Source organism: Bartonella sp. B12(2025) (assembly GCF_053795135.1).
Genome location: NZ_CP200031.1, coordinates 1,094,654 through 1,119,448, shown reverse-complemented (window position 1 = coordinate 1,119,448; position 24,795 = coordinate 1,094,654). Strand labels below are relative to the sequence as shown.

Annotated in this window: 24 protein-coding genes, 1 tRNA gene and 2 pseudogenes; 19 read left to right on the top strand and 8 right to left on the bottom strand. The window is 40.4% G+C overall.

Annotated elements, in window-relative coordinates; translation table 11 throughout:
* Positions 1-37 precede the first annotated feature (37 nt).
* The 16 genes from V3564_RS04930 (at position 38) to V3564_RS04855 (ending at position 15,382) form a co-directional block, all read left to right on the top strand.
* Positions 38-1,174, top strand: a complete 1,137-nt coding sequence (locus tag V3564_RS04930; RefSeq protein WP_455480481.1) for a N4-gp56 family major capsid protein — start codon at positions 38-40, stop codon at positions 1,172-1,174.
* 33 nt (positions 1,175-1,207) lie between these two features.
* On the top strand, positions 1,208-1,639 hold the full coding sequence (locus V3564_RS04925) for a hypothetical protein (RefSeq protein WP_455480480.1): 432 nt from the start codon (positions 1,208-1,210) through the stop codon (positions 1,637-1,639).
* A gap of 54 nt (positions 1,640-1,693) precedes the next feature.
* A complete protein-coding gene (locus V3564_RS04920) occupies positions 1,694-2,392 on the top strand; it encodes a phage adaptor protein (RefSeq protein WP_455480479.1) in 699 nt (232 codons plus the stop codon).
* Entirely contained in the window at positions 2,392-3,849 is a 1,458-nt protein-coding gene (locus V3564_RS04915) for a hypothetical protein (RefSeq protein WP_455480478.1), read from the top strand. The genes V3564_RS04920 and V3564_RS04915 overlap by 1 nt, the downstream gene beginning before the upstream one ends.
* Positions 3,846-4,274, top strand: coding sequence for a hypothetical protein (locus tag V3564_RS04910; RefSeq protein ID WP_455480477.1), 429 nt, complete (start codon positions 3,846-3,848; stop codon positions 4,272-4,274). The genes V3564_RS04915 and V3564_RS04910 overlap by 4 nt, the downstream gene beginning before the upstream one ends.
* A 1-nt stretch (position 4,275) precedes the next feature.
* Positions 4,276-5,331: a tail fiber domain-containing protein gene (locus tag V3564_RS04905; RefSeq protein ID WP_455480476.1), complete on the top strand. Its 1,056-nt coding sequence runs from the start codon at positions 4,276-4,278 to the stop codon at positions 5,329-5,331.
* The gene (locus V3564_RS04900; RefSeq protein WP_455480475.1) at positions 5,331-7,154 is read left to right on the top strand and encodes a hypothetical protein; all 1,824 of its coding nucleotides are present in this window, start codon (positions 5,331-5,333) and stop codon (positions 7,152-7,154) included. Before V3564_RS04905 ends, V3564_RS04900 begins: the two co-directional genes overlap by 1 nt.
* Positions 7,147-9,390 (top strand): hypothetical protein, encoded by a 2,244-nt coding sequence (locus V3564_RS04895; protein WP_455480474.1) that lies wholly within the window; start codon positions 7,147-7,149, stop codon positions 9,388-9,390. The genes V3564_RS04900 and V3564_RS04895 overlap by 8 nt, the downstream gene beginning before the upstream one ends.
* Positions 9,390-10,313 carry a transglycosylase SLT domain-containing protein gene (locus tag V3564_RS04890; protein WP_455480473.1) on the top strand — a complete coding sequence of 308 codons (924 nt, stop codon included), beginning with the start codon at positions 9,390-9,392 and terminating at the stop codon, positions 10,311-10,313. The genes V3564_RS04895 and V3564_RS04890 overlap by 1 nt, the downstream gene beginning before the upstream one ends.
* Positions 10,306-11,286 (top strand): tail fiber protein, encoded by a 981-nt coding sequence (locus tag V3564_RS04885; RefSeq protein ID WP_455480472.1) that lies wholly within the window; start codon positions 10,306-10,308, stop codon positions 11,284-11,286. Before V3564_RS04890 ends, V3564_RS04885 begins: the two co-directional genes overlap by 8 nt.
* Positions 11,287-11,295: 9 nt before the next feature.
* The gene (locus V3564_RS04880; RefSeq protein WP_455480471.1) at positions 11,296-11,556 is read left to right on the top strand and encodes a hypothetical protein; all 261 of its coding nucleotides are present in this window, start codon (positions 11,296-11,298) and stop codon (positions 11,554-11,556) included.
* A gap of 17 nt (positions 11,557-11,573) precedes the next feature.
* Entirely contained in the window at positions 11,574-13,583 is a 2,010-nt protein-coding gene (locus V3564_RS04875) for a hypothetical protein (protein ID WP_455480470.1), read from the top strand.
* A gap of 14 nt (positions 13,584-13,597) precedes the next feature.
* A complete protein-coding gene (locus tag V3564_RS04870; RefSeq protein WP_455480469.1) occupies positions 13,598-14,263 on the top strand; it encodes a lysozyme in 666 nt (221 codons plus the stop codon).
* Positions 14,260-14,487: a hypothetical protein gene (locus tag V3564_RS04865; RefSeq protein ID WP_455480468.1), complete on the top strand. Its 228-nt coding sequence runs from the start codon at positions 14,260-14,262 to the stop codon at positions 14,485-14,487. The genes V3564_RS04870 and V3564_RS04865 overlap by 4 nt, the downstream gene beginning before the upstream one ends.
* Before the next feature lie 128 nt (positions 14,488-14,615).
* The gene (locus tag V3564_RS04860) at positions 14,616-14,834 is read left to right on the top strand and encodes a hypothetical protein (protein WP_455480467.1); all 219 of its coding nucleotides are present in this window, start codon (positions 14,616-14,618) and stop codon (positions 14,832-14,834) included.
* Positions 14,835-15,013: 179 nt separating this feature from the next.
* Positions 15,014-15,382: a helix-turn-helix domain-containing protein gene (locus tag V3564_RS04855; protein ID WP_455480466.1), complete on the top strand. Its 369-nt coding sequence runs from the start codon at positions 15,014-15,016 to the stop codon at positions 15,380-15,382.
* Positions 15,383-15,482: 100 nt separating this feature from the next.
* On the opposite strand, the gene V3564_RS04850 is transcribed toward V3564_RS04855, so the two are convergent.
* The 8 genes and pseudogenes from V3564_RS04850 to rpmH form a co-directional block, all read right to left on the bottom strand.
* Positions 15,483-15,567, bottom strand: a tRNA-Leu gene (locus V3564_RS04850).
* A gap of 112 nt (positions 15,568-15,679) precedes the next feature.
* Positions 15,680-16,300: a 2,3-bisphosphoglycerate-dependent phosphoglycerate mutase gene (locus V3564_RS04845; protein WP_455480465.1), complete on the bottom strand. Its 621-nt coding sequence runs from the start codon at positions 16,298-16,300 to the stop codon at positions 15,680-15,682.
* A gap of 28 nt (positions 16,301-16,328) precedes the next feature.
* Positions 16,329-17,141: a 4-hydroxy-tetrahydrodipicolinate reductase gene (gene dapB / locus V3564_RS04840; protein ID WP_455480464.1), complete on the bottom strand. Its 813-nt coding sequence runs from the start codon at positions 17,139-17,141 to the stop codon at positions 16,329-16,331.
* Positions 17,142-17,458: 317 nt separating this feature from the next.
* Positions 17,459-18,151, bottom strand: coding sequence for a glutathione S-transferase family protein (locus tag V3564_RS04835; RefSeq protein ID WP_455480463.1), 693 nt, complete (start codon positions 18,149-18,151; stop codon positions 17,459-17,461).
* Between the two features lie 139 nt (positions 18,152-18,290).
* On the bottom strand, positions 18,291-18,938 hold the full coding sequence (yihA, locus tag V3564_RS04830; protein WP_455480462.1) for a ribosome biogenesis GTP-binding protein YihA/YsxC: 648 nt from the start codon (positions 18,936-18,938) through the stop codon (positions 18,291-18,293).
* Positions 18,935-20,773 (bottom strand): membrane protein insertase YidC, encoded by a 1,839-nt coding sequence (yidC, locus tag V3564_RS04825; protein WP_455480461.1) that lies wholly within the window; start codon positions 20,771-20,773, stop codon positions 18,935-18,937. Before yidC ends, yihA begins: the two co-directional genes overlap by 4 nt.
* Positions 20,763-21,153 (bottom strand): annotated as a pseudogene (gene rnpA, locus V3564_RS04820) (ribonuclease P protein component). The gene yidC and the pseudogene rnpA overlap by 11 nt, the downstream one beginning before the upstream one ends.
* Positions 21,154-21,271: 118 nt before the next feature.
* Positions 21,272-21,406, bottom strand: coding sequence for a 50S ribosomal protein L34 (gene rpmH / locus V3564_RS04815; protein ID WP_208436117.1), 135 nt, complete (start codon positions 21,404-21,406; stop codon positions 21,272-21,274).
* 602 nt (positions 21,407-22,008) lie between these two features.
* Between rpmH and V3564_RS04810 the strand changes: the two genes are divergently transcribed.
* The 3 genes and pseudogenes from V3564_RS04810 (at position 22,009) to rsmI (ending at position 24,792) form a co-directional block, all read left to right on the top strand.
* A complete protein-coding gene (locus V3564_RS04810) occupies positions 22,009-23,103 on the top strand; it encodes an Mrp/NBP35 family ATP-binding protein (protein ID WP_455480460.1) in 1,095 nt (364 codons plus the stop codon).
* A gap of 69 nt (positions 23,104-23,172) precedes the next feature.
* A pseudogene (gene pyrF / locus V3564_RS04805) lies at positions 23,173-23,852 on the top strand (orotidine-5'-phosphate decarboxylase).
* A 52-nt stretch (positions 23,853-23,904) separates the two neighbouring features.
* Positions 23,905-24,792 (top strand): 16S rRNA (cytidine(1402)-2'-O)-methyltransferase, encoded by an 888-nt coding sequence (gene rsmI, locus V3564_RS04800; RefSeq protein WP_455480459.1) that lies wholly within the window; start codon positions 23,905-23,907, stop codon positions 24,790-24,792.
* Positions 24,793-24,795: the final 3 nt, after the last annotated feature.

The following is a 24,795-nucleotide window of genomic DNA, read 5'->3' as shown; positions in this document are numbered from 1 at the left end:
AGGAAATTTTTAAAAACCAAGAAAGGCATTGTTTGAAATGGCAGTAACACAAGTAAAGCTCAATGACCCATTAGCCGTTGGTGTTTGGGCTAAGATGCTCAATACAGAGACTTCAAAAGCGTTGCCAATTGCACCGCTGATGGGAAAAGGAAAAAACAGCATTATTCAAGTTTTGGATATGTTAGGAAAAAGTGCTGGTGATTCAGTTACAAGCGGATTACGAGCTCAGCTTATGGGTGATGGTGTTAGCGAGGGACAAACGCTGGAAGGCAATGAAGAAGCACTTCAGTTTATGAATGAAACTGTGCGCATCAATGAGCTTGTTCATGCTGTGCGCGTTAAATATGAAGGCACGATTGACCAGCAACGTGTTTTATTTAATTTGCGCACAGAAGCAAAAGATGGACTTGTTGATTGGTATGCAGATCGTTTAAGCCTGATGTTCTTTATTCAGGCAGCAGGGTATACAGCACCATGGATTCAATTTGAAGGTCGTAAAGTAACGATTAAACCGGTGCATTACGGTTTTAATACACCATCAGAGCCAAGTAAATTGCGTGTTATTCGCTCGGGCAATAAAAAGACAGATGAAGAGCTCACAAAAGATGATACTTTTACATTAACTCTTATAGATCAAGCTGTTGAACGTGCTAAACTGGCTAATCCGCGCTTGCGGCCTGTTCGTGTTGATGGAAAATCAGCTTATGTAATGTATTTGCATCCAACACAGGTGACTCAATTACGAACGAATACACAAAGCGGTCAATGGTTGGATATTACCAAGGCAGTTTATGAGGGTTCGAGGTCTAAGAATCCAATTTTTGATGGCTCTTTGGGCATGTATAACGGTGTTATTTTGCGTGAGGCTGAGCATGTGCCAAATGGCGTTAATTCGAAGACGCAAGAGCCTATTTCCTCTGTTCGCCGTGCTGTTTTGCTTGGTGCGCAAAGCATTATCATGGCTTATGGTCGTGTTGGCAATGGTACAACGGGAGGCAATGGTACGACACGTTATAAACTTGTTGAAGAATTGTTTGATTATCAGCGTGAATTTGGTGTTGCTGCAAAGACCATTATTGGCATGAAAAAGTCACGCTATACCTTGCCTCATTCTAACCAAGGGGGACAAGACTTTGGGACCATCGTCATTCCTTCTTTTGCGGAAGCTAGCTAATTAATTTCAATCTCATTGAAGAGGATTACAATTATGGAAGAACAACAGCCAATTGTGCGGCCATCTGTTGGTACTGTTGGCATGACCGATGAGGGAATGCCGCTTATTTTGCAAGGACGAGATGTCTATACGCAGCAAGTGAGTTTTTTGCGGGCTCGCGTTAAATACACGGATCGCGGGTTAACTACGCAAATTGGTATTTTGCCACGGGATGCTTTTATCAAAAGCGTGACGGTTTATACGCTAACCGATTTTGGGGGCGCAACAGCCAAGTTTGGAAAAGAGCCAAAAAACAGTGATTATGGTACTGCAAAACTTGCAGCTGCTGGTGTGGAAGAGCTTGAACTCTCTCTAACTGAGCGGAGCATTCCGTTAGAGGTTGAGACCACGATTTATATGACACGAGACAAGAGAAGCACTAAAGGTGATGCGGAGGTAATTGTTGAGTTTTACACAAATCGTTAAAAATAAGGGGACATTTGTTTTTTGTGTCCCCCGAGAGGTTTGGAAGAGTCTGATATGGCAGTAACGATACAGACAGGGGGCCCGATTGTAGAAAAAGGAGCCATTATTCCTCATGATAAAAATTTCATCCAAATGTTAAACGATATTCAGGATGAAATCGATGACCAAACGGAGGAATATGTTGACCAAGTTCAAAAGGCGATTTTTTCAGCTATCCGGTTTTGTGAACGCTTGCCTTTTTATTTCAATGAAAGCCGCGAGATTGTTTTTCCAACCATAAAGGGGAAAAGCCGCTATGGAGCTGAGGAAAATCCCTATATTACAGATTTTACGCGTATTGTTGATGCTTACATTTATGAAGACGAACACAGTAAATCAAAGCTATTGCGTGTAGATCCGCTCTACATTGAGAGCATTGATAACGATTTTAATGATGGCACTCCTACGCAATATGCTTATTTTGAACAAAAGCTTGTTTTGTATCCCATACCAGACCGTGTTTATTCTATTAGGCTCATTCTTGATCCTGTGAAAATAAAAAATATTGAGACTATGCAAGAAGTTTCAATATGGTTTTGTGAAGCCTATGAACTGATCAAAACCCGTGCAAAATATGAATTATATACAAATATCATTAAAGATCCGCAGATGGCAGCGGCGGCCTTTGCTATGTTTCAAGAGCAATTAGATGCACTTAAGATTGAGACTTCGCGGCGCAAAAACTTGTTCAAAATTCAACACACGGATTTCTGATGACCTTTATTCCTATTGCTGAATATCGACCAGATATTGCATTTATTAATAGCAGCTATTCCAATGAAATAGTGAACGTTTTGCCTGCACCAAAATCGTATATTCCATTTCCAACGGTTGCGTCAGCATCAAAACCTTTCCCTGATGTGATCTTAGGAATCTATGCTGTACGATCGTTGAATGGTGTGCGTATAATAGTCGGATCGCCAACAAAGCTTTACGAGTTTGATAACATTACGCGTGGATGGAAAGATATAAGTAAGCTTGGCACGCAATATCACGCTAACAAAACAGCGCCTTGGTCTTTTACTTCCTTCGGCGATCACATTATTGCTGTTAATAGCAATGATCCGCCACAGATGCTTTCACTGAAAACAGAGGAGAGGTTTTGTGATTTAGGCGGTAATCCCCCACATGCTGGTATTGTGCGTGTATGGGGTGATTTTGTTTGCCTTATGAAGCTTACAGATAAGCCAAACCGTGTGCATTGGTCAGGTCTAAATGATGCTGAATGTTGGACTGTTGGGCAAAAAAACTGCGATTATCAAGATTTTCCAGATGGTGGATATGTTCAAGGTTCTAATGAAGCGACCAATCCGCTTATTTTTATGCGATCGGCTATTTATCATGCAACGTTTGTACCCGGTTCTAAAATAATATTCAGCTTTGCAAAAATAAAAGATAAAATGGGTGCTAAAAGCAGCACAGCAATTGCAAGCCGTGGGGACTATACTTTCTTTATATCTGATGACGGTTTTTATCAAATCAACAGTGCAGGTGAGATACTGCCTATTGGTTTTGGCAAAGTCGATAAAACGATCTTTACGCTTTACAATAATTTTTCCATTGATGAAATGAAAGCGTGCATTGATCCAGTACATTCACGTGTTTACTTTTCTATCAATGATGATGTTAGGGGGATGAATATCTACGTTTATGATTGGCTTCTACAAGTATGGAGTGTCATTAGCGGTCAGAAACTCCTCTTATTTCCACTATTTTCAGCGGGTTACACATTAGAAGGTTTAGATGAAGCCGTCGAGCATCTTAGAGATTTACCTGCCTCTCTTGATAGTAAAATGTGGCAGCATGGTGCACCAGTGTTGGGAGCATTTATTCAAGACAATACATTTGGTTTTTTTTTAGGTTCTCCAATGGAAGCTATCATTGCTTCACAAACTGTGGGAGATACGGGAAGACAAATAAATCTTATGACCGAGGCTTTCGTTCAAGCTGACACGATAGATGGTGGTTTAAGCATTGGTTCTGCTTTCATCATTGATAACAGAAATCAATTAAATTGGGCCAAGGAACGTTACGCGGGCTATAATAACGGGATGTATAATATTCGATCTCGGGCACGTTATCATGCTTTGCGTTTGAGAATACCAAAAGGCACGCCGTGGACTCATATAACAGGCTTTGACGTTACGCTCAAACCCGCAGGCATTAGATGAGTTTTAAGATCTATAATACAGAAAAATGGAGCACTGAACAAATAGCTCCTTATTTTGATAATGTAATAAAATCAATATCTTACTTTAATAAAAAGTTTCCTGATGATTATAATACAGAGACTATTTTAAACGATATTTTAAAGGGAGAAAAAGTTCTTTGGATTATTGTTGATGAGCAGGAAAATTTTATGGCTCATGTCACAACGGAATTACAAAAACTCGTCACTGGAGCACTGCGGGCGGTTATTGTAACGCTTGGAGGAAAAGGTGGAGAGTCCTTAACCCAGCTTATCCCTCAGATTGAAGCATATTATAAGAAAAAAGGGGCAAAAGAGCTTATCATCATAGGTCGGCGCGGGTGGGAAAAATCTCTTAAATCGCATGGATACTTCGTTAATCTTTTAGAATATAGAAAGCAGCTTTAACATGGGAAAAAATACGAAACCAATCCAAACTACTCAAAATACGACACAAACAAATGCACCACCTGCATGGGCAGAAGGTATCTTTGAAAGCGCTGCTAAAGATGCCATGAATTTTTATAATCAAGGCAGCGGAAAAGCTGTTTATGATGGGGAGCGTGTTGCCGATTTAAGTAATCAAACTAAAAATGCGATCAATGGACTTAACAATAGTAGTAATAATTATAATAACAGCGTTTTGAATGGATTAGCTACCGGACAAAATTCAACAAGCAAAAACTTAAATAATATGGCTTCCGGTAAAGAGATGGGCAATAATCCTTACTTTAATGAAGCGCTTCAAAATACACTAAACAATGCTGCAAATTCCATTAACAGTTCTCTGTCGGGTGCTGGTCGTTATGGTTCAGGTGCACATACGGGTGTTCTTGCTGACGAATTGGGCAGTATAGCAACCCAAACTTTATCGCAGCAATATAATCAAGACATTAACAATATGATGAATGCTAACAGCTTAATCGACCAAGCAAACCAAAATCAGTTAGCTGGTGCTAATAACTTTTTTCAAGGTCAAAGTCAGGCAAATATCAATGCGTTGGCTGGAGGCGGTTTGATTGATGCAAATCGTCAGCAGAAGTTAGACGAAGATCGACAAAAATGGGAGCAGCAGAACAATCTTGATTGGGATCAGTTAAGTAAATTACTTGCAGCTGGTAGGGCTGCTGCTGGAAATTATGGGACGCAAACAGGGCAAACGATGTCATTTATTCCGCAGCAAAAACTTAATCCATGGCAAATTGTTGGGAATGTTGGAGGCATTCTTGGTGGATTTTCTGGGCTTAGCGATAAAAGAGCGAAAGAAAACATCACTGAGGTTGGACAGAGAAACGGATACAAACTTTATGAGTATAACTACAAGGGTTTTCCAGAGCGCTATCGCGGTGTGATGGCGCAGGAAGTTTTAAAAACAAATCCCAAAGCTGTTTTTTTGAATAAGGCAACAGGCTTTTTGCATGTTGATTATAGCAAACTTGGCTTTAACATGGAAAGGGTACAGTGATGGAACAAAAAGAATCAAACAATATGAGTATGTTAAGTTTGCTTGATCCAAAAATTCTTTATCCTTTTGTGACCCAAGTTTTGCTTCGGCCAGAGAAATTTCTAAAAACGCTTTCTGCGCCTCCAAGCACGCCGTTTGCAGGACAATACAGGCCTAGTTTTTTAGAGCGTGCTGCTTTTAGCACGGATCCTTTTTACAATACCGACAGATCTGATAACCCGCAAAAAGTTAGTTTTTCGGAGCTTATTCGTGGATCTCGTGGGGGGAGAGAAGCAACTGAGAAAAAAGAACCAGCAGAACTGCTTATGTCCACTGAGGATTTAAAACATCAAGCGCCTCCCTTGCCGGATTATTCGAAGTACTCTGTTAGAACACAAGAGGCGCAAGAACAAGATAATCATAATTTTTTAAAGGGAAGAGACGTTGAATCATTGATCCCACAATCTCCGCTTGTTGCGAACATTGATAGACCTAATGAGGGTGAGGCACAACGACAGCAGAAAGATGCGATGAATTATGTCGCTGAGCTCAACAAGAAATCTGTACCAGAAGAGCTACAGAGAGAGACTCCTATCAACGAGGAAATGCTCTCTGATACGCCTTTGCGAGAAGAAAAGGATTTAGAGGCGAATAATGGGACTTCTGAACAGGCAACCGATTATGTAAACTCACTGAAAGATTTTATCCATACAGATGCAAATCCGGGTACTTTGTGGGAACGATTCAAAAATTCGGAATTTTCTGGGCATTTAATGGACTTTTTTTCTGGTTTAGCTTTAGGAAACACACCACAAGAGAGTTTTTCAAATGCGGCTATTGCTTTGCAACAAGGCAACAATGCAAGGGCACAACGTAAACAAACTTTAAAGTTTTTACAGTCTAGGGGGTATAGCGAGAAAGATGCGCAAATGATCGCGCAATCCCCTGATCTTGCCATGAAAATTATTGGCAGTGCATTAAGCCCTCAAGAAGGCTATAGAACACTAACGAAAGAAGAAAAGGCAGGACAGGGGCTCCCCGATGATATGGCTTTCCAGGTCTCAACAAGCACAGGGAAAATTACACCTATACAGGGAGGACAACAGTCCGCTTCTAAGTCCTGGACAGATAAATTGGGGCTAGATTTTGGGAATACAGTATCAAAGCCTGAAATGGGATATCAGTATATTCCGGATAAAAATGCACCAAATGGCATACGTGCTATGCCGATTGCAGGAACTGCTGCTGAACGGAAACTGATAGAAGAAAGGCAGAAAAAGCAACAGCAAATTATGGAGACAACCGCCAAATCAGAACTTGTTATAAAAACGTCAGAAAAATTAATGAAAATAGTTGATGAAAGTCCGCACATTGTTGGCGGGTTGGGTTATTGGCTAGCAAAAATTCCAGGATTTGAGGCCGCACGATTTGGGCATATGCTCGAGACTCTGAAGTCTAATATTGCCCTTGATGCATTGCGAAAAGCAAAAGCATTTTCACCAAATGGCGCATCTGGCTTTGGGAATTTGTCTAATATGGAATTGCAAGCGTTGCAAAATTCTATAGCAGCACTGAATCAAGACCTTTCAGCAAAACAAATGAAAGAATCTCTACAAACCGTTATCGATACCTTCAATAAATCCAATGCAGCGACACGGGCAATTCTTTTTGGTGGTGCAGAGCCAACACGTGAACTCATTCGAGCTGCTTATGGAGAAGATGCTTATAAGGGAAATCATGCACAGTCAAATGATCCACTAGAAAAACAGATAGAAGCATTGCCGGAAGGTGTGCTGTTTGTTGATAGTGACGGCCGCATTAAGGAGAAACAAACCAATGGCTGAGTTAATCCCCCCTCTTATTGATCGTAAAAACACAAGAGTCATTGGGCATATAAGTGACTATACACCAGAACAGCTTCAAGAGCTTTTCTCGAAAAATAAGGAAAGGCCAAGTGGTTCTGTTACAGGAAATAATAGTGCAACAAAGGAAGATGGTCCACATCCAAGTGCTGCTGGTGCTTTTGGATGGGGTTCGCTTCACGGGTTTACAATGGGCTATGATGATGAGCTTGCAGGAATATTAGCAGCTGGTCCTATTGCTTATTGGAGTGGAGATGAAGAGGCAGTTAAAAAATATAAAGAAGTGACAAAGAGATGGCGTGATTATCAAAGGGCTGCGGATAAGGAACATCCTTATGCATCCATTGCAGGCAATATAATGGGTGGAGCAGGGGCTATTGGCACCACGGCACTTATTCCGACGGCTGGTTTAACTGCTGGCGCTGCGCGTGTAGCAGCAGCGATGCGCAGTGCGCTTGGTGCTGATGTTATTTTGGGAAGTAGAGCAGGCGCTATGGGAGCACAAGTAACAAGTAAAGCTTTAGCTGCGGGAGAAAGGGCAATTCAATCTGCTTTAGCCGGAGGTGCTAACAGAGCAGCAGCAAGGGCAGCAGGTGAAGCAGCAATGAAAGCAACCGCAAAGAAAGAAGCAGCAAAGTTTAGCCGGCGGCGTGCGGTAAAATACGGTGTAGGTTATGGCGCGATAGCGGGTAGTGGTGAGGGTGAAGGCCTTGAAGATAGCATAGGATCTGCCATACTTGGTGCTGGGTTCGGTTTGGCGACTCCGTTTGTTGCAAGTGAAGTATCAAAAGTGACCCCTTTTGTTACAAGCTTTCTCAAAGGAACAGGTAAAGTATCAAAAAAAGCATTAAGAAAATTTATAAACCCAGCTGAAAAAGCAGCATTCTCAATACAAAAGCCAGAGAAAGAGGTCTTTAAAATAAGCAAAAAAGCGCTCAAAAAGGTAAGCCATACATTAGGCGATGAAAGTGTTGATAATCTTGACATGCTCTTAAAACAGCGTGGTTCTGACGCAATGATTATTGATCTTCATGATGGTCTTTCCGCAAGAGCTTTTGAGTCTGCAAAAAAAGATCCCGATACATATTCAATAGTAAGTAACCGTTTAGGAGCTAGACAAGATGCGAGTGTTGCACGAGTAAAGGACGAATTGACGGAAGCGATGGGTCCCAAAGTAGATACGCTCGATTTAAAGAAGGAGATTATCAAAAAAGCACAGGAAAAGGCTGGCCCATTCTATAAAAAAGCGAAAGCTGCTCCCATTTCAAATGCTGTAAGTGAAGATTTATCACTCTTGCAAGAAACCCCTGCATTCCAAAAAGCATATACAAAAGCAATTGCGCGAATGCCAAATGAAGTGGATGCAACAGTTATAGGGAGCAATGGATATCCAAAGCTGAATATGCGGATTTTACATAAGATGAAAGAGGTTTTGGATGATCAAATTAATTCTGCTCGTATCAAAGGAAAATGGGGATATGCTCGAGATTTGACTGACTTCAAACAACGCATTCTGGACGTTTTGGATACGTCATCTCCAGACTATGCCAAAGCGCGGAAAATTTATCGTGGCGAGCTCGAGATTGGTGATGCTTTAGACCGAGGAAAAGAGGCAATGCAAAAGAGTGTTGATCTTGATACGATCAAAAATCAGCTTTCGGATATTGGTTCGATGGAACGAGATGCATTTAAAAAAGGTGTTCGCGCACAGATAGAACACGCAGCAGGCAATGCAAGAAACCCTGAACACAATCTATCAAGCTTATTTGATACAGAAAATGGTTACCAAAAATTACGGATGATTTTTGGCGATGATAAAGCAAAGCAGCTTATAAATGTGTTGCGACCAGAGGTTGAAAGATCAAAGCTTTTTGCACGATTGCCAAGGCACATAGGTGAAGTGGAAGCTAATGCAGCAAATAAAGCTGATAATATAAAGAAGAGTAGTCTCATGAAGTTGGCAACAAAAATATTCACAACGCCATGGGGGAGAATGATACGGGCATCTCATAGAGAGGTAGAAAGAGATATTGCGGCTCTCGTAACAGCGCGAGATCAAGGGAACTTTGGGTTAGCAAGACAAAAAGCTGTTGAGTTAATTAAAACGTTTCATGAAGCGGAAAAGAAACGCTTAATAACGCGGGAAAATCATACAAAACTCATCAATTTTCTTGGTGTTCTTTTAAATGGTAGCGCAGATAGAATGGTTATAAACTAGTGATAAATTTTTCTTCCAATGTTAATCGCGCTATAGCACAGGCAGCACAAAAATATGGTTTGCCGGAAAATTTTCTGAAACGCGTTGCTATGATAGAAAGTCATGGGAATCCAAATGCAAAAAGTAAGAAAAGTAGTGCGGGGGGGCTGTATCAATTTTTAGATTCAACAGCAAAACAGTATCAACTGAATAATAAGTTTGATCCTTTTCAAGCAACAGATGCTATGGGGCGATTGACAAAGGACAATGTACGTTATTTGCAAACAGCATTGGGCAGAGAGCCATCAGAGGCAGAGCTTTACCTAGCACATCAACAAGGGCCAGCAGGGGCGGTAAAGCTCATTAAGAATCCCAATATGCTAGCAAGTCAGCTTTTAGGTCGACAAGAAGTAACACTCAATGGTGGATGGAGTGAAGCTACAGCCAGGGACTTTATGAATCATATTTATAAGTTCTACAACCAAACGGCAGGGGCTTCGAATAAAATGCCACAACTGCAGCAAAACAATTGGCCAACGGCTAATGATGAAAGAGTTTCATTGCCAGATAATGTTTTGTTACACGAGCAATCATTGCACGGCATTGAATGGTTACAAAAGGCGATGCAGGGGGACAAATTAATTGCAGAGAATACACAGCAATCCCCTGAAATGATGTCTCCTAATCTTAAAAAGGGTTTTTCTGGTTTGCTTCATTTGATGAAACAGAATGCGGATGCACAAAATCATCAAGTACAGATGGCACAGCAGCAAATGATGCAGGAGCCAATCATGGCAGGCTTCTCATCATCAAGTACACGTTCTACGGATTTAACATCTTTAATTGATCCATCAAGGAAGAAGTCTGTTAGCTCATATGGACGGCAAAAAGAAGAGCAATTACGGGAAAAGTTATTAAGAAGAACTGGGGTTTATAATGTCTGATATTTACGATTGGTCACTGATAGCTGATAAAAATGCTAATTCAGATAATGTCATTAATTGGGCAGAAGGGCAGCCTCCTAGTTCTGTCAATGATAGTGCGCGTGCGATGATGCAGCGTGTGCGTGAATATCTTGCAGATAATGGTGGCTCTATTAACTCAACTTTTATTGCAAATGCAAAAGAAAAAACAACATCAATCACGCTGACAACGGTTTCGCCCATAGCAAAATACAAAAATGATATCATTGTACGTTTTAAGGCCTGTGATGTGAATACTGGTTCTACGACGGTAAATGTTAATAGTATAGGAGCGAAACCACTCTATAAAGCCACAAATATGGGTATCATGCCATTAGAAGGTGGTGAACTACAAAAAGGCGGTATTTATGAAATAGTTTATAATAGTGATGTGTCAACAAAAGATCATGATGGCTGGTATCTCTTAAATCCTACACCGCTTCCACCACCAAAGGTAGAAACCTTTCCTTCTGGATTTATTGCGGCATTTGCTATGCAAGAAGTGCCAAGCGGTTGGCTTTTGTGTGATGGTGCAACTTATGAACGCAAAGATTATCCGCAATTATTCAAGGCAATAGGCGACAAATGGGGAAAATACAGCGATACAACCTTTAAAGTTCCTGATTTTAGAGGAGTATTTTTACGTGGCTTTGATGCTGGTCGTGGTATAGACCCAAATAGACAATTTGCTTATATACAGCAAGGTAGCATAAAATCACATACGCATTTTGGCTTCATTGAAGAGGCAGGTGAGCATACACATCAGTTTCAGTATAATGGAGTTGGGATGAACGCCAATGACATTGGTCACAGGAATCCTTATTATAGGCGTGAAACCATATCAGGTACGACAAAGTTTGCTGGTGCGCATACGCATGGGATTACTATTTCTGCAACGGGTGAGGCAGAAACGCGGCCTGTGAATGCAACGGTTGTTTATGCCATAAAATCATGAGGTTTTCGGATGCTCAATAACCTATCCGCTATTGATGATATTGCGGACGCGGAGCAGATTCGCGTCCTTTTTTATGCAAGTCATAAAATAGTTCATGCGCCATTGAATAAGATTCTTGATCTTATCAAAAACGATGTTCGGCATGATCTTTTAAGCGCTTTTACAGCTTACCAAGAAGCAACAGATAAACGCATAGAGACCATGCAAAAAGTCATTGATGAATTGCGATTGCAATGTTCACCTTCTAGCACACCCCTAAAAATCAACTAATTAAGGAATTGAATGCGATGCCACTTCTCCATCACACGCATAAACTTATGATTGAACCAGCAACAAAAGAAGAAGTCAAAGAAGGTATTTTAGACGATAAAGTTCTTGCTCCCACTTCTGTTGGTAGTGCGGCGGCTTATCAGGTGGAATATTTTGCTTCTGCTGCTCAGGGGAAAAAGGCTGATGAAGCGGTTGCAAAGAGGGATATTGGGGCACTTGCTTATAAAGACAAAGCAACAATTTACGATATTGAGGCAAAAGGGGATCCTAGTAAGAATACCGTATTATCAGGCGTTGGCTGGGTAAACCCATCTTCTTTAGGGGTTGGTGATATGAACGCTGCTGCATATGATCCTGACAATGTGAAGTCAAATGCTTTTTCTATGGAAAATATGACTGAAGGCGTTACAAAAAAGATTTTAACCAAAGAAGAAAGGTTAAAACTGCAGTGGTTAACCCCTGTTCAGCCAACAATAGAAAAGTGGTATATGGGAGATGAAGGGGCTAATTATCCTATATCTCCCTGTGATCTCAAGGAAACCATTAGTTATTTTGCGCTATCAAAATCGGTCTATGATCCAAATCAAATAGAAAAAGATGCTTTTGATATGGATAATATGAAAGAAGGAAAAAAGCATTTTATATTAACATCTCAAGAACGTACACTGATTGCAAAAATTGATACAATTGAAAAAAATGTGCAAGAGGGTGGACATGCAATAGGTGAGGCAAAAGACATTGCAAATCTTGCATTAAGTACAGCAAAGGATGCACAAGATCATGCTGTAGAGGCAAAAGATGTTGCGGTAACTGCACAAACAACAGCCAACACTGTAAAAGCCGTGGCGGATGTTGCGCAAACGAAGGCCGATAAAGCACAAGAAACAGCTGATAAGGTGCAAAAAGAAATTGATTTAATTCAACCTCTTGAAAAACAAGACTGGATAGATGGTACAAAAACAGTTGATGCGCTTATATCGCCTGCCAATCTGATGGCTTCAATTAAAGCGAATAATGACAGCAGTGGTGGCGGTAACAGCAAGCCTCTTGAAATTCTCATAACAGAAAGTGGAGAGATCCCTTGGCCAGAAGGAGTCACTGGTGAAACTGAGCTTGAAATATGGGCTTGGGGAGGTGGCAATGCTGGAGACAGTTTTTATGATGGCAGTGGGGGAGCTGGTGGTTGTTGTGCCTATGTGAGGACAAAGAAAAAGTTTCTTGGAAATAATCCATCAGTGCGTATTGGAAAAGGTGGTGTAGCTTCTGGCAATAAAAATGGTGAGTCCACACAAGTTGGTAATTTTATTAAGGCTTTGGGTGGAGCAGGAAAACACCCCTATGGTGGTGTTGATGGTGCTCTTGGTTATAGAGGGGAAACTGTTGGTTCCTTCGGTGGTCGCGGCGGTAAAGGCTTTATGGGTGGAAAAGGTGGTAATGGTGGTCGCGGAGGAGATGGTGGGATTGGTGGTGACGGAGGAGATGGGGGAGAAAATTTTTTATCCAATGGTGGTCGCGGAGGAGATGGTGGAAAGAGTGGATCTAGAAGTGATGGGGATGGTGGCTCTGGCGGTGCTGGGGGTTATGGTGGCGACAGTATTTATGGCTGCGGTGGTTGCGGTGGTAAAGGGGGTGATGGTACTAAAGGAGGGCGTGATGCCTCTGGTAACTGGAGTGGACTTGGTGGTCATGGCGGTGCTGGGGGTTATGGTGGCAACAGTGTTTATGGCGGCGGCGGCGGCGGCGGTCCTTATGGACGCGGTAGTGATGGGACTGATGGTAAAGCTTTTGGTGGCTTTGGTGGTCGCGGAGGAAACAGTGTTTATGGCGGTGGTGGTGGCGGTGGCTGCACTGACATTCGTTTTTTCAGGAGTCTTGGTGGCCATAGTATGTGGGGTGGCAATGGTGGTGATGGCGGCTATGAGATTTGCCACGGTGGTGGTGGTGGTTACTTTCCCGGTAAAGATGCGACATCTTCATCAGGCGGTGATGGTGGAGATGGCGCAGTGTTAATAAAGGTATATTTATAAAGTGGGATTGAGCAATGGCACGGAAAATAAGTAAAGATTGTCTACACTGTCTTAAAAAATGGGAGGGCTTGCGACTACATGCTTATCAAGATGTTTCTGGCATTTGGACTATTGGTTATGGTCATACCGAAAAAGCTGGTAAACCAAAGGTTGTTGAGGATATGGTGATTACAGAAAAACAAGCCGAAACCGTGCTTTTAACAGATTTGCGGCAATATGAACGGGCGGTGGAAAAAGCGGTTTGTGTGGACTTAAGTGATGAGCAGTTTGGTGCTCTTGTTTCCTTTTGTTATAATGTGGGGCTGGCAGCTTTCAAAAGTTCTACACTGCTTAAAAAGCTGAATAAAGGGGATTATGAAGCCGTACCGACTGAATTACAGAAATGGACCAAAGCGGGAGGAAAACGTCTTCAAGGTCTTGTCCATCGGCGTGCAGCAGAAGCAGGCTTATGGGCAAAAGGCTCTTATGTTTCTTCCAATTATCAAGCAGTAGAGACAAAAGAAACAACAGGGCTTTTCAAAATAGAAGCACTTGCCCCCATTATAGGCTCTTTTTCTGGACTTGGAGGCTTGTTAGCAGGCAATGGTCCAGTTCAATGGGCTTTGGCAGCCATTATGATTATAGCTGCCTGTATCGGTGTTATGTTTATAGCCAAACGTTTTCATGAGCAGCGCTTATGATCTGGCGGGTAAAGAAAAACTTTGTACTCATGATGGCAGCTTTGGCTGCTTTTTTTATGGCCATAGCGAAAGCCTTTTACCTTGGAAAGAAGTTTGAACAACAGAAGCAAACAAAGAAAGTTTTAGAAGCAGCAGCAACAAGGCTTAAGGTGGAAAATGAGATTAACAAGAAAAGTGATGCTGATGTGCGTGCTGATCTCTCTGACTGGGTGCGCGACAAATAGGTCTGTTTCCTGTCTAGGTTGGATGCCCATTTACTTAAGCAAACAAGATCTGAACGCCATCAGCTCAAACTTAGCAAGAGATATCTTAAAGCATAACAAACAAGGTGAATGCTTGTGCTGGTGGAAACATGGTCAGAAAAAAGACTAAAAAAACAACAGAGCTTACGGAAGCAGAAAAAGAAATGCTTCAAGAAATGATCTTTACCTACCAAAGTTTGAAAGTGATGTCTCGTTTTATGAAATGGATCGTGTTCATCATCTTTCTATTCATTCTTGAATTTGCACGCCTCATGGATGCACTAGACAATATTTTTACGCATCTAAAGCAGTGGTTTTCAAAAAATTAAAAATACAATAATTCTATATTATTTATAGTAATAAATCATACAGAATTATAATAATAGAAATTATATTTATAATATATTATACTAATTTAGTAAAAAAATGAAAATATACATAAAATGTAGTATTTCTTATTAAAAAATTCTTATTATAGTTTTTATGAGATAAAAGAAAAGGTGTTTAGATGCTCACATCATTTGGTAAAATTTTACGTAAGCTTCGCATTGATCGCTCCGAACGCCTTTTCGACATGGCTCAAAAATTAGGCGTATCTTCAGCATTTTTATCTTCTGTGGAAATTGGAAAAAAGTCTGCACCAGCTCGTATGGTGGAAAAAATCATTGAACTCTATGCTTTGGATCAGGATACTGCTTCTCTTTTAAGAAAAGCAGATGATGCTTGCCGTACGAGTTTTACAATAAGGCCTTCTGATTCATTGAGTCGTGAAGTTGCCGGTATGTTCGTTAGAAACTTTAATCGTTTTTCGCAACATGACCTAAAAAAATTTAAGGCGTTAATAGAAAAACTTGGCGAGAAAAGATGTGCTTTATAGAGGCACATTTGAAAATCCTATTCCCTCACCTTTATTTACGTATCCCTCACCTTTAAAAAAATAAATAAAATCAACAATTTGTACGTTGTAAAAAAGAGTATGGTGCCCAAAAGAGGACTCGAACCTCCACGCCTTGCGGCACAGGTACCTGAAACCTGCGCGTCTACCAATTCCGCCATCTGGGCCATAAAAATCATCTAAGCTTGTGAGATAATTCTGTCAATAAAATTATAGAATTTCTTTTCCAGCTGAAAACTATTGGATTAAACTATCGGTATTCATTACAGTTTTAGGAATTTAAGGCTTGATAATTGTCTTTGATGCAATTGTTGAGTCGGAATTGAATGTGTAAATAATAGGAATGCCAGTTGCTAATTCTTGAGATATAATTTCCTCACCGTTTAGGCCTTCAAGTACCATAATAAGAGCACGAAGAGAGTTGCCATGTGCTGCGATCAAAACAGTTTGAGAGCGCAAAATATGCGGTTGAATATGGTAAAGATAATAAGGCCAAACACGTGCCCCAGTATCGCGTAGGCTCTCTCCATTAGGGGGCGCAATAGCATAGGAGCGACGCCATATTTGCACTTGTTCTTCCCCCCATTGTTGACGTACTTCATCTTTATTTAGACCAGATAGATCACCATAATTGCGTTCATTCAATGCGGGGGTTTTTATCAGTTCCAAATCTGATTGTCCCATTTGTTCTAAAATGTGCTGAGCCGTTTTTTGTGCACGTTGTAAGGCAGATGTATAAGCGATATCAAATTTTAGACCAGCTTCTTTAAGTTTTTTTCCTGCTGCTATTGCTTCTGCATGACCTTTTTCTGTCAAATCTGGGTCTTTCCAACCGGTAAAAAGATTTTTGAGATTCCATTCACTTTGTCCATGACGGATTATTACAAGCGTGCGTCCCATTATGAATTTCCTGTATTACATTGATTGTTTAAAATTCATCATTCAACCCAAGAACATCGAGCATTGAATAAAGGCCATTTTCATGGTTCTTTGCCCATAAAGCTGCTTTTAATGCACCATTGGCAAAAATAGAGCGTTCTTGCGCTATGTGTGAAAGAATGATCCGCTCATTCTGGCCGGCAAAAGTGACACTATGGTCGCCAACAACCGTTCCACCTCGTGAACAGGTAAAGCCAATAGTGCCTTTTTCGCGTTCACCTGTATGGCCACTGCGTCTGCTAACACTCACATTTTTTAGCATAACACTGCGACCTTCAGCTGCGGCTTGCCCAAGAAGGAGAGCTGTTCCAGAAGGGGCATCAACTTTGCCAGAGTGATGCATTTCATAAATTTCAATGTCAAAATCATCGGATTCTAATGCTTGTGCGGCTTTTTTTACAAGGTTTGCTAAGAGATTTATTCCAAGGCTCATATTCCCAGATTTGACAATAGTTGTATGGTTTGCGAAATCTGCAATTTGTGCTTCTTCTGTTTTGCTAAACCCAGTTGTTCCGATGATATGGACAAGTCCTTTTTGAGCAGCATAGTTGGCATAGAGAATGCTAGCTTGTGGCTGCGAAAAATCTAAAATACCTTCTGTGTTAGAAAAAGCTTTTGCGGGATCATCAGTGACACGAATGCCAAGAAGGTTTGAGCTAATCAATGTACTGGCATCTTTGTTGACGAAAGGTGATCCTTTGCGCACGAGCACAGAACAAAGTTCTATGTCTTTTCTACGCTGGATCGCTGTAATAAGCTCGCGTCCCATTCTTCCATTCGCACCAACAACTGTAAGGCGCATATTTTTCTCCTTAAGACACTTTACTTCTTACAATATAGGAAAATTCTCTCCTTCTTTCCAACGGTTCTTTTTTCCTAAAGGGAAAAATTTTACTTCTTTAGTTATGTGAAGAAATTGCCCGTTTATAGAAGTGCATGATGATAAACACCTTTTTGCTTGTATAGAGTAAACAATGTGAATGTTATACAATACGTTTTCAACATATATTTTGGAGAATAGAGATTATGCATAGTGTATAAAAATGTATAAGACTTTATCGGTACAGAGCTATATTCTCTTTGATGTGAAATATTGCTTTCACTTTTTGGGAGAGGTGCTTAGAAGTCAAGATCTGTATAATGAGGACTTGCTACAATTCCTCGGATGCGATCTGTTAAAAGAGAGCGAAAAGAAGGTCGCGATTTAATCCGCATATACCAGTCTTTGGCGGCGGGGGATTGATCCCAGTCAATTTCTCCTAGAAAATCAAGTACAGAAACAGAAGCTGCGGCTGCTAGATCCGCATAAGATAATTCAGAGCCGACTAACCAGTCGCGAGATGCACAGAGCCAATTTAGATAGTTCATATGTGGTAGAATATTTGCGCGTGCATTGCGTAAAATTTGTGAATTGGGGGCACCACCGCCAATGGCTAACGGCATTTCACGTTTATAGATTCGTTCTCGTACAATATGGCGCGTAGCTTCATTTTCAAATTTATTTAAAAACCAGTCATTGAGACGGCGTACTTCGGCACGATCTAAAGGATTTTCTGGAAAAAATTTATTTTCTTGTCTTAGGCTTCCATATGTTTCATCCAAATATTCGCAGATAACTATGGCTCCTGATAATGGAACTTCGTGTTCATCAAGAAGAACAGGGACATGGCCAGCTGGATTGAGTGCGAGAAACTCGTGTCTTCTGGCCCATTCATGTTCTTCAATAAGTTGAGTACTTATACTATATTCTCCAAGAATAAGGCGTATAAAGCGGCAGCCAGAAGATAAGGGAGAGTGAAAAAGTGTTAGCATAACCTACACTATAAAATAGAGTTGATAAGAATTCTTTAAAATAATAGGAATTTTTATAAAGGTGCTTTACTGGAAGTGCAAGTTTATTAGCAGCAGCTAACAATTATATTTAATAAACTATTAATGACAGGAATGTATTCTATACTGCAATCGCTTGCAAAATGGCAGCACGCAATTCTTCCAAACCTAATGCTTTTTCTGAAGATGTCACAAGAAGTTCAGGATAAGCTGCTGGACGTTTAAGGAGCTTTGCTTTTGTGGTTATTATTAATTTTTCAAGGGCATTCGATTTTATTTTATCACTTTTAGTTAAAACAACTTGATAAGAAGCGGCTGCCTTATCAAGGAGATCTAGGACGTCTGCATCATTTTTTTTGATTCCATGACGTGAATCAATCAAGACATAAACACGTTTTAGTGTTGTGCGCCCCCGTAAATAGCTAAAAATTAAATCTGTCCACGCATCAACTAGGTTTTTAGGAGCTGCGGCAAAACCATAACCTGGCATATCTACAAGTGCCATAGGGGGAAGATCTCCTGGTTGCCCACTGAAACCATCGGGTACAAAGTAATTAAGTTCTTGAGTACGTCCTGGTGTGTTTGAGGTGCGTGCCAAGCTTTTTTGTTGGACGAGTGCATTGATCAAAGATGACTTCCCAACATTGGAGCGTCCCGCAAATGCGATCTCTGGTGGTCCTTCGGGTGGAAGAAAGCATAGTGTTGGCACACCACAAATAAAAATCCAATTACGAGAAAAAATTCCAGAAAAGGAAGGATATTTTGTCATTTATGCACTTCTTTTTTAGGTGATTTTCGCCATATAGCTTTAAGGTTATCAAAAAGTTCAATTTTAACTCCTTGACGTTTCATCATGATCCCTTGCTGAATCATCGACAATATATTGTTCCATGCCCAATAGATGACAAGACCAACAGGGAAGGAAGCAAGCATAAAAGTAAAAACAACCGGCATCCACGTGAAGATCATAGCTTGTGTTTGGTCTTGAGGGGCTGGATTCATACGCATTTGTAAAAACATCGTTATTCCCATAATCAAAGGCCATGCACCAATCGTAAGAAACGTTGGAGTTGCGTATGGTAAGAGGCCAAATAAGTTAAAAAGAGAAGTTGGATCGGGTGCTGCTAAATCTTTAATCCAACCAAAGAAAGGTGCATGCCGCATTTCGATGGTGATATACAGAACTTTATAAAGAGCAAAGAATATTGGAAATTGAACAAACATTGGCCAACAACCTGCAAGAGGATTAATTTTTTGGGTTTTATACAGTTCTATTATTGCTTGTTGTTGTTTAACTCGATCATCTGAATACTTTTCTTTAATTTCTAGCAACATTGGTTGTACAAGCTTCATGCGCGCCATAGATTTGTAGGACTTATTCGCTAGCGGGAAGAGAAGTGTTTTCAAGAGCACTGTGACTAGAAGAATGGCGACACCAAAATTGCCTGTTTGCTTATAGAGAATGTCAATGAGAGAAAACATTGGTTTTGTGATGAAATCAAACCAACCCCAATCGATTAAAAGAGCAAATTTCTTAATTTTCAGGTCATTTTGATAGTGATTAATGATTTCGACTTGTTTTGCACCAGCAAAAAGACGATTTGTAACGGTTTTTGTTTCATTCGGGGCAATAGTTAAAAGTGTCCCTAGCAAGTCAGACTGATAATGCGTCTGCAAGCGGTCAAAATAAATAAAGCGACTTGTATATTCTTTATCTTGTGGAGGGATAACTGCTACAGCCCAATATTTATCAGTAATACCAATCCAACCTCCTGTCACTTTGGAGAAACTTATACTTTTTTGGCCATTATTAGGATTAGGATCAAGTTCCGCTAAGTCCTTATATTTTTCAGTTTTAAGTGAATCACCTGCGATACCTATCATGCCTTCATGAAGCAAATAGGTTGCATTCGTATCTTTTGGTGGAGCTGCACGTGCAACGCGGGCATAAGACGAGAGATATACCGGTTTATCTCCCTCATTACTGATAGAGTCTTCAATGGTAAACATGTAGTGATCATCAACAGAAAGGATACGGCGGAAGATCTGTCCCTGTCCGTTATTATAAATTAAAGTAACGGGTGTTGAAGGGGTCAGTGTCGTATTGTTTCCTTCTATTTGCCATAGTGTGTCAGATTGTGGTAAGGATTCTGCTGACAAAGATGAACTTGCAAAACCAAATTCAGCAAGGTAGGTCGTTGTGAATCCTTTGGGGTTTAACAAAGCAATTTCTGGTGAGTTTTTATCTACTGTCAGGCGATATTTTTTGAGCAGAAGATTATCAAATTTTGCACCAACAAGATTAATGGAGCCTTCAAGTTCATTGGTTTTAATCGCAATACGGTTTGTTTTGGCTAATTCAGCATTTCGAACTTCAGGAGTCATTGGACGATTGATTGGAGATATTGATCCAGGTGTTGGTGCAATGTCAGAGAAATTTGTTTTGTCAGTAGCAAGTGCGGACTGTTGTTTTGAGAATTGCTGAGCGATTGCTTGTTTTTTTTGTAACTCAGCCTGTTTGGGAGCAACATAAAGAAATTGCCATGCGATAAGCACTACGAAAGATAATCCAATGGCGATAAAGAAATTGCGGTTATATTCCATTCGTACTACCCTGTTGAACGTTGCTGATGTTTTGTTTTTTGTTTTATTCGTCGATTTAATTCATTAATCAAAGATGTAAAAGGTACGTGGAGCACATCAGGATGCGCTACAATCACATAGTCTGTTCCTGCTTCCATGTTGCCTGCTAAACCAATTCGCACTGCTTCACGCAGACGTCTTTTGATACGATTGCGTTTGACAGCATTGCCGTTTCTACGCGTAACAGTAAAGCCTACACGTGCAACAAGAGGAGATTTTTCTGCTGTTTGTTCATGGGACTTAACTTCGAGCAAAAATAAAGGACCACGTCGTTTTTCTCCTGTGCGTACAGCCAAAAAATCCGCTCTCTTGCGAATGCGGCAGGGATGTTTTTTCTTCATAAAGAACATTTTGCAATTTTGCTAAATGCCTGCAAAAGCAGGCATCAGAGGTTCACAACGAAAATTTCACAACGGAGAAGTGATGGGCAATACCCAACTGTTGTGAAAATTTGAATAGTTAAGCAGATAGTCGCTTACGTCCACGGGCACGCCTTGCAGCAATAATTTTACGGCCACTAGCTGTTGCCATACGTGCACGAAACCCATGGCGGCGTTTACGGACAAGTTTAGAGGGTTGGTAAGTACGTTTCATTTATTTAAATACCGCGGAGTGCGGCCCTTCTTAATTCTATGGGCAGTTAGATGAACAGTCTTATCCTATCATACGACTGCTAACCCATAAGGAAAAACATAAAAAAAGTCAATCTCAGATTATTTTTCTCTCTCTCTTTTAAAAAGACAAAAAGCTTCTCCTGTACGTACGTTTTGTTTGTAATACCTTAAAATTTAAGGAAAATAATTACTGGTTACAATGACTCAATTGACAGTTATTTCTTTTTATAACACAAGTAAATGATTAAGGTCTTAAAAGAGTAAAAAATAATCGTGACTTTTGGTGGTATGATTATAGTCAAAGTATATTTAGCATAAGAAGTTCGCTCATGTTTTACCTCTTAAAGGCCTTTGTAGAAACGTTCGTAAAGTGATTGTATGACAAAAATGCTTAATAGAATTTTATACTAAATTTTCTGCTTGAGGCTTTTATTTGAGGTTGGTTTAGTGCTTAAAAAGAGATAAAGTATAAGATATTTACATTTTACAAGAATTGTAAAATGGGAAACTTCAAGTGGTTAAGTTGAAGTGTTTTTGGTTCCTGTTGGTGTATTTCTGGCATTTGTATAAAGAGGAGAAAGCGTGAATCCTATCACAAGTGAGGTTATCCGCAATGCGTTACATAAAGTCAAAGGGTTGGATTTTGAAAACGATATTGTATCATTGGGACTTCTTTCAGAGATATTGATTGCTCATGGCAAAGTTTTCTTTTCCATTACAGTTCCGGATGGGCGTGTGCAAGAGTGGGAACCATTGCGCCGTGCTGCTGAAGAAGTGGTACGTGCTTTGGATGGGGTTGAATCTGTTGTTGTCACACTTACGGCAGAAAAAAGACCGAAGGTATCTTCTCAGGTGCATAGAGATACAGTTTTTTCTACTCCAAAACGTAGAGCAGATGGATTGCCTGCAAAAAAACCTATAGAAGGTGTGCGGCATGTGATTGCGGTTGCTTCTGGAAAAGGGGGGGTTGGAAAATCTACAATGGCAATAAATATTGCCTTAGCTTTACAAGATTCTGGATTCAAAACGGGTTTGATGGATGCGGATATCTATGGTCCATCTTTGCCACGTTTGACAGGACTTGTTAACCAAAAACCACAGCTCATTGATGGGAAAAAGCTTAAACCTCTTGAAAAATTTGGCCTTAAACTAATGTCGATGGGATTTTTGGTTGAAGAGGAAAAGCCGGTGGTATGGCGTGGTCCCATGGTCATGGCGGCTGTGACGCAATTGCTAAGAGATGTTTTATGGGAACCTCTTGATGTTTTGGTGGTTGATATGCCACCAGGTACAGGGGATGCGCAATTGACGCTTGCTCAACAAGTGCAGTTGACGGGTGCGTTGATTGTTTCTACTCCGCAAGATCTTGCTTTAGTTGATGCGCGTAAAGCGATAGAAATGTTTATGAAAGTCAATGTTCCTATTTTAGGACTTATTGAAAATATGAGTTATTTTATTGCTCCTGATACGGGAAAACGCTACGATATTTTTGGCTATGGTGGTACCCGTGCAGAAGCAAAATGCCGAGGGGTACCATTCTTAGCAGAAGTGCCACTTGATGCTGCATTGCGGTCTTCTTCAGATGATGGTGTGCCAATCTTTGTTGCTAAGCCTAATGAAGAGCATACAAAGCTTTATCGTATGATAATTGATCAGGTAAAACACAACTTTTTTTAAATTTGTGTTTTTCTAACAGCTTTTCTTAAGATACAATCATCAAAGAACATAGATGATTGTTTTATGGGAATTGCAGTAGGTGAGTGTCTTATTGTTGAATTAGATGTTCCAGATGTCAAACAAGCAGAAAAATTGATCATGCAATTGGGTGATTAATGTCTGTTTTATAAAATAGGCTATCAATTGGTTTTTGTTGGTGGTATGAAATTGGTTAAAGATCTTGTTCAAGCGTAGAAAAGGTCTTTTTCAATATGAAATTGCTGGATATTGATCATACCGTTGCAAAGGCTGTGGAAAGTATTGCAATTAAGTGTTTCAATGTTAACGGTTTATGCTTGTCCCAAAACGATCTTCTGCTCAAGGGAGCGATTTATGTTTGCTTGAGTAATGGTTTTGATGTCGATGGATGAAGTTCATTTAAAAAAATGCAGGTTATAAAGATAACCCAGAAAATTTAATCTTGAAAAGGGCTGAATAAGATCGAAATGTAGAAATGTGGGGAATTGTCGCATCGGCTCTTGAAGCAGAAGCTTTGCGGAGGGTGATTGGTGTTGATAGGATGTTGGTCACACTGAGAATTTGTTCTGTTGGAAGCTTAAGGATGAGCAAAAACGAGTTATGATATCAAAACAAGTGTGTTGGCTGTAGGAGCAAGCCATCTTGTTGTGGCAAGGCCAATTATTCGAGCCGCTGATCCTTTAGTAGCGGTGAAAAAATTGACAGAAATGCACGATGATGATCATGAATAAAGATATTGGTAAAATCTAGTGGTGAGGGGATATTTAATTATGAAAGAAAAGTATGAGTGAAAAAGCATATTTTATAGGTTCTCATGCTTATTTTGCACCCGTCATAGAACCGGGGCTTTATCTTGTGGCAACACCTATCGGAAATCTTGCAGATATTACTCTTCGTGCTTTGCAAGTACTTGCAGGAGTTGATGTTTTAGCGTGTGAAGATACGCGGGTGACGCGTGTTTTGTTGGAACGCTACGGTATTCAGAAAAAAACTTTTCTTTATCATGAACATAATGCACGAAGAGCAGGGCCGAAGTTATTAGCGGCTTTGGCAGAAAATAAAACTGTAGCGCTTGTATCAGATGCTGGGACACCGCTTATTTCTGATCCCGGCTTTCGGCTAGTGGAAGAAGCGCGCAAAGCTGGTTACAAAATTATTCCAATTCCTGGTGCATCAGCTCTTTTAGCTGCTCTTGTCACGACGGGGCTTCCCACCGATAGCTTTTTCTTTGCGGGTTTTTTGAGTGCACGCAAGGCACAGCGTCAAAGGCAATTGGAACAATTAAAAACTATTTCCGCAACTTTGATTTTTTATGAATCTCCGCATCGTCTTGTCGAGACTTTACAGGATATGGTCTCTCTTTTTTCGTCTGATCGCCCTGCTGCAATATGCCGTGAATTAACAAAAAAGTTTGAAACAGTGGATGTTTCCAATTTAGGCAATTTGTTTGAAAGTTACAAGAAACAAGCACATATTCGTGGAGAAATTGTTGTGCTTGTTGGAGAAGCACTTTCCTCTTTTGAAGTGATGAGTGATCAAAAAATTGATGAAATGTTATTAGAATTGGCGCGTACGCATTCTGCAGCTAGGGCGGCAGCTTTGGCAGCGAAGAAAACTGGCTTAAAAAAGCAAGAACTTTTTCGGCGGTTAAATTTTTTGAAGGATGCGTAAGCT

Excerpts from the sequence above, each read along its gene's own strand:
- dapB (WP_455480464.1), bottom strand. The coding sequence starts at position 17,141 with ATGCGCCTTACAGTTGTTGGTGCGAATGGAAGAATGGGACGCGAGCTT.
- yihA (WP_455480462.1), bottom strand. The coding sequence starts at position 18,938 with ATGACAAAATATCCTTCCTTTTCTGGAATTTTTTCTCGTAATTGGATT.
- V3564_RS04910 (WP_455480477.1), top strand. The coding sequence starts at position 3,846 with ATGAGTTTTAAGATCTATAATACAGAAAAATGGAGCACTGAACAAATA.
- V3564_RS04905 (WP_455480476.1), top strand. The coding sequence starts at position 4,276 with ATGGGAAAAAATACGAAACCAATCCAAACTACTCAAAATACGACACAA.
- V3564_RS04925 (WP_455480480.1), top strand. The coding sequence starts at position 1,208 with ATGGAAGAACAACAGCCAATTGTGCGGCCATCTGTTGGTACTGTTGGC.
- V3564_RS04920 (WP_455480479.1), top strand. The coding sequence starts at position 1,694 with ATGGCAGTAACGATACAGACAGGGGGCCCGATTGTAGAAAAAGGAGCC.
- rsmI (WP_455480459.1), top strand. The coding sequence starts at position 23,905 with ATGAGTGAAAAAGCATATTTTATAGGTTCTCATGCTTATTTTGCACCC.
- V3564_RS04875 (WP_455480470.1), top strand. The coding sequence starts at position 11,574 with ATGCCACTTCTCCATCACACGCATAAACTTATGATTGAACCAGCAACA.
- V3564_RS04915 (WP_455480478.1), top strand. The coding sequence starts at position 2,392 with ATGACCTTTATTCCTATTGCTGAATATCGACCAGATATTGCATTTATT.
- V3564_RS04835 (WP_455480463.1), bottom strand. The coding sequence starts at position 18,151 with ATGCTAACACTTTTTCACTCTCCCTTATCTTCTGGCTGCCGCTTTATA.
- V3564_RS04845 (WP_455480465.1), bottom strand. The coding sequence starts at position 16,300 with ATGGGACGCACGCTTGTAATAATCCGTCATGGACAAAGTGAATGGAAT.
- V3564_RS04865 (WP_455480468.1), top strand. The coding sequence starts at position 14,260 with ATGATCTGGCGGGTAAAGAAAAACTTTGTACTCATGATGGCAGCTTTG.
- V3564_RS04900 (WP_455480475.1), top strand. The coding sequence starts at position 5,331 with ATGGAACAAAAAGAATCAAACAATATGAGTATGTTAAGTTTGCTTGAT.
- V3564_RS04860 (WP_455480467.1), top strand. The coding sequence starts at position 14,616 with ATGGTCAGAAAAAAGACTAAAAAAACAACAGAGCTTACGGAAGCAGAA.
- V3564_RS04855 (WP_455480466.1), top strand. The coding sequence starts at position 15,014 with ATGCTCACATCATTTGGTAAAATTTTACGTAAGCTTCGCATTGATCGC.
- V3564_RS04870 (WP_455480469.1), top strand. The coding sequence starts at position 13,598 with ATGGCACGGAAAATAAGTAAAGATTGTCTACACTGTCTTAAAAAATGG.
- V3564_RS04885 (WP_455480472.1), top strand. The coding sequence starts at position 10,306 with ATGTCTGATATTTACGATTGGTCACTGATAGCTGATAAAAATGCTAAT.
- rpmH (WP_208436117.1), bottom strand. The coding sequence starts at position 21,406 with ATGAAACGTACTTACCAACCCTCTAAACTTGTCCGTAAACGCCGCCAT.
- yidC (WP_455480461.1), bottom strand. The coding sequence starts at position 20,773 with ATGGAATATAACCGCAATTTCTTTATCGCCATTGGATTATCTTTCGTA.
- V3564_RS04930 (WP_455480481.1), top strand. The coding sequence starts at position 38 with ATGGCAGTAACACAAGTAAAGCTCAATGACCCATTAGCCGTTGGTGTT.
- V3564_RS04895 (WP_455480474.1), top strand. The coding sequence starts at position 7,147 with ATGGCTGAGTTAATCCCCCCTCTTATTGATCGTAAAAACACAAGAGTC.
- V3564_RS04880 (WP_455480471.1), top strand. The coding sequence starts at position 11,296 with ATGCTCAATAACCTATCCGCTATTGATGATATTGCGGACGCGGAGCAG.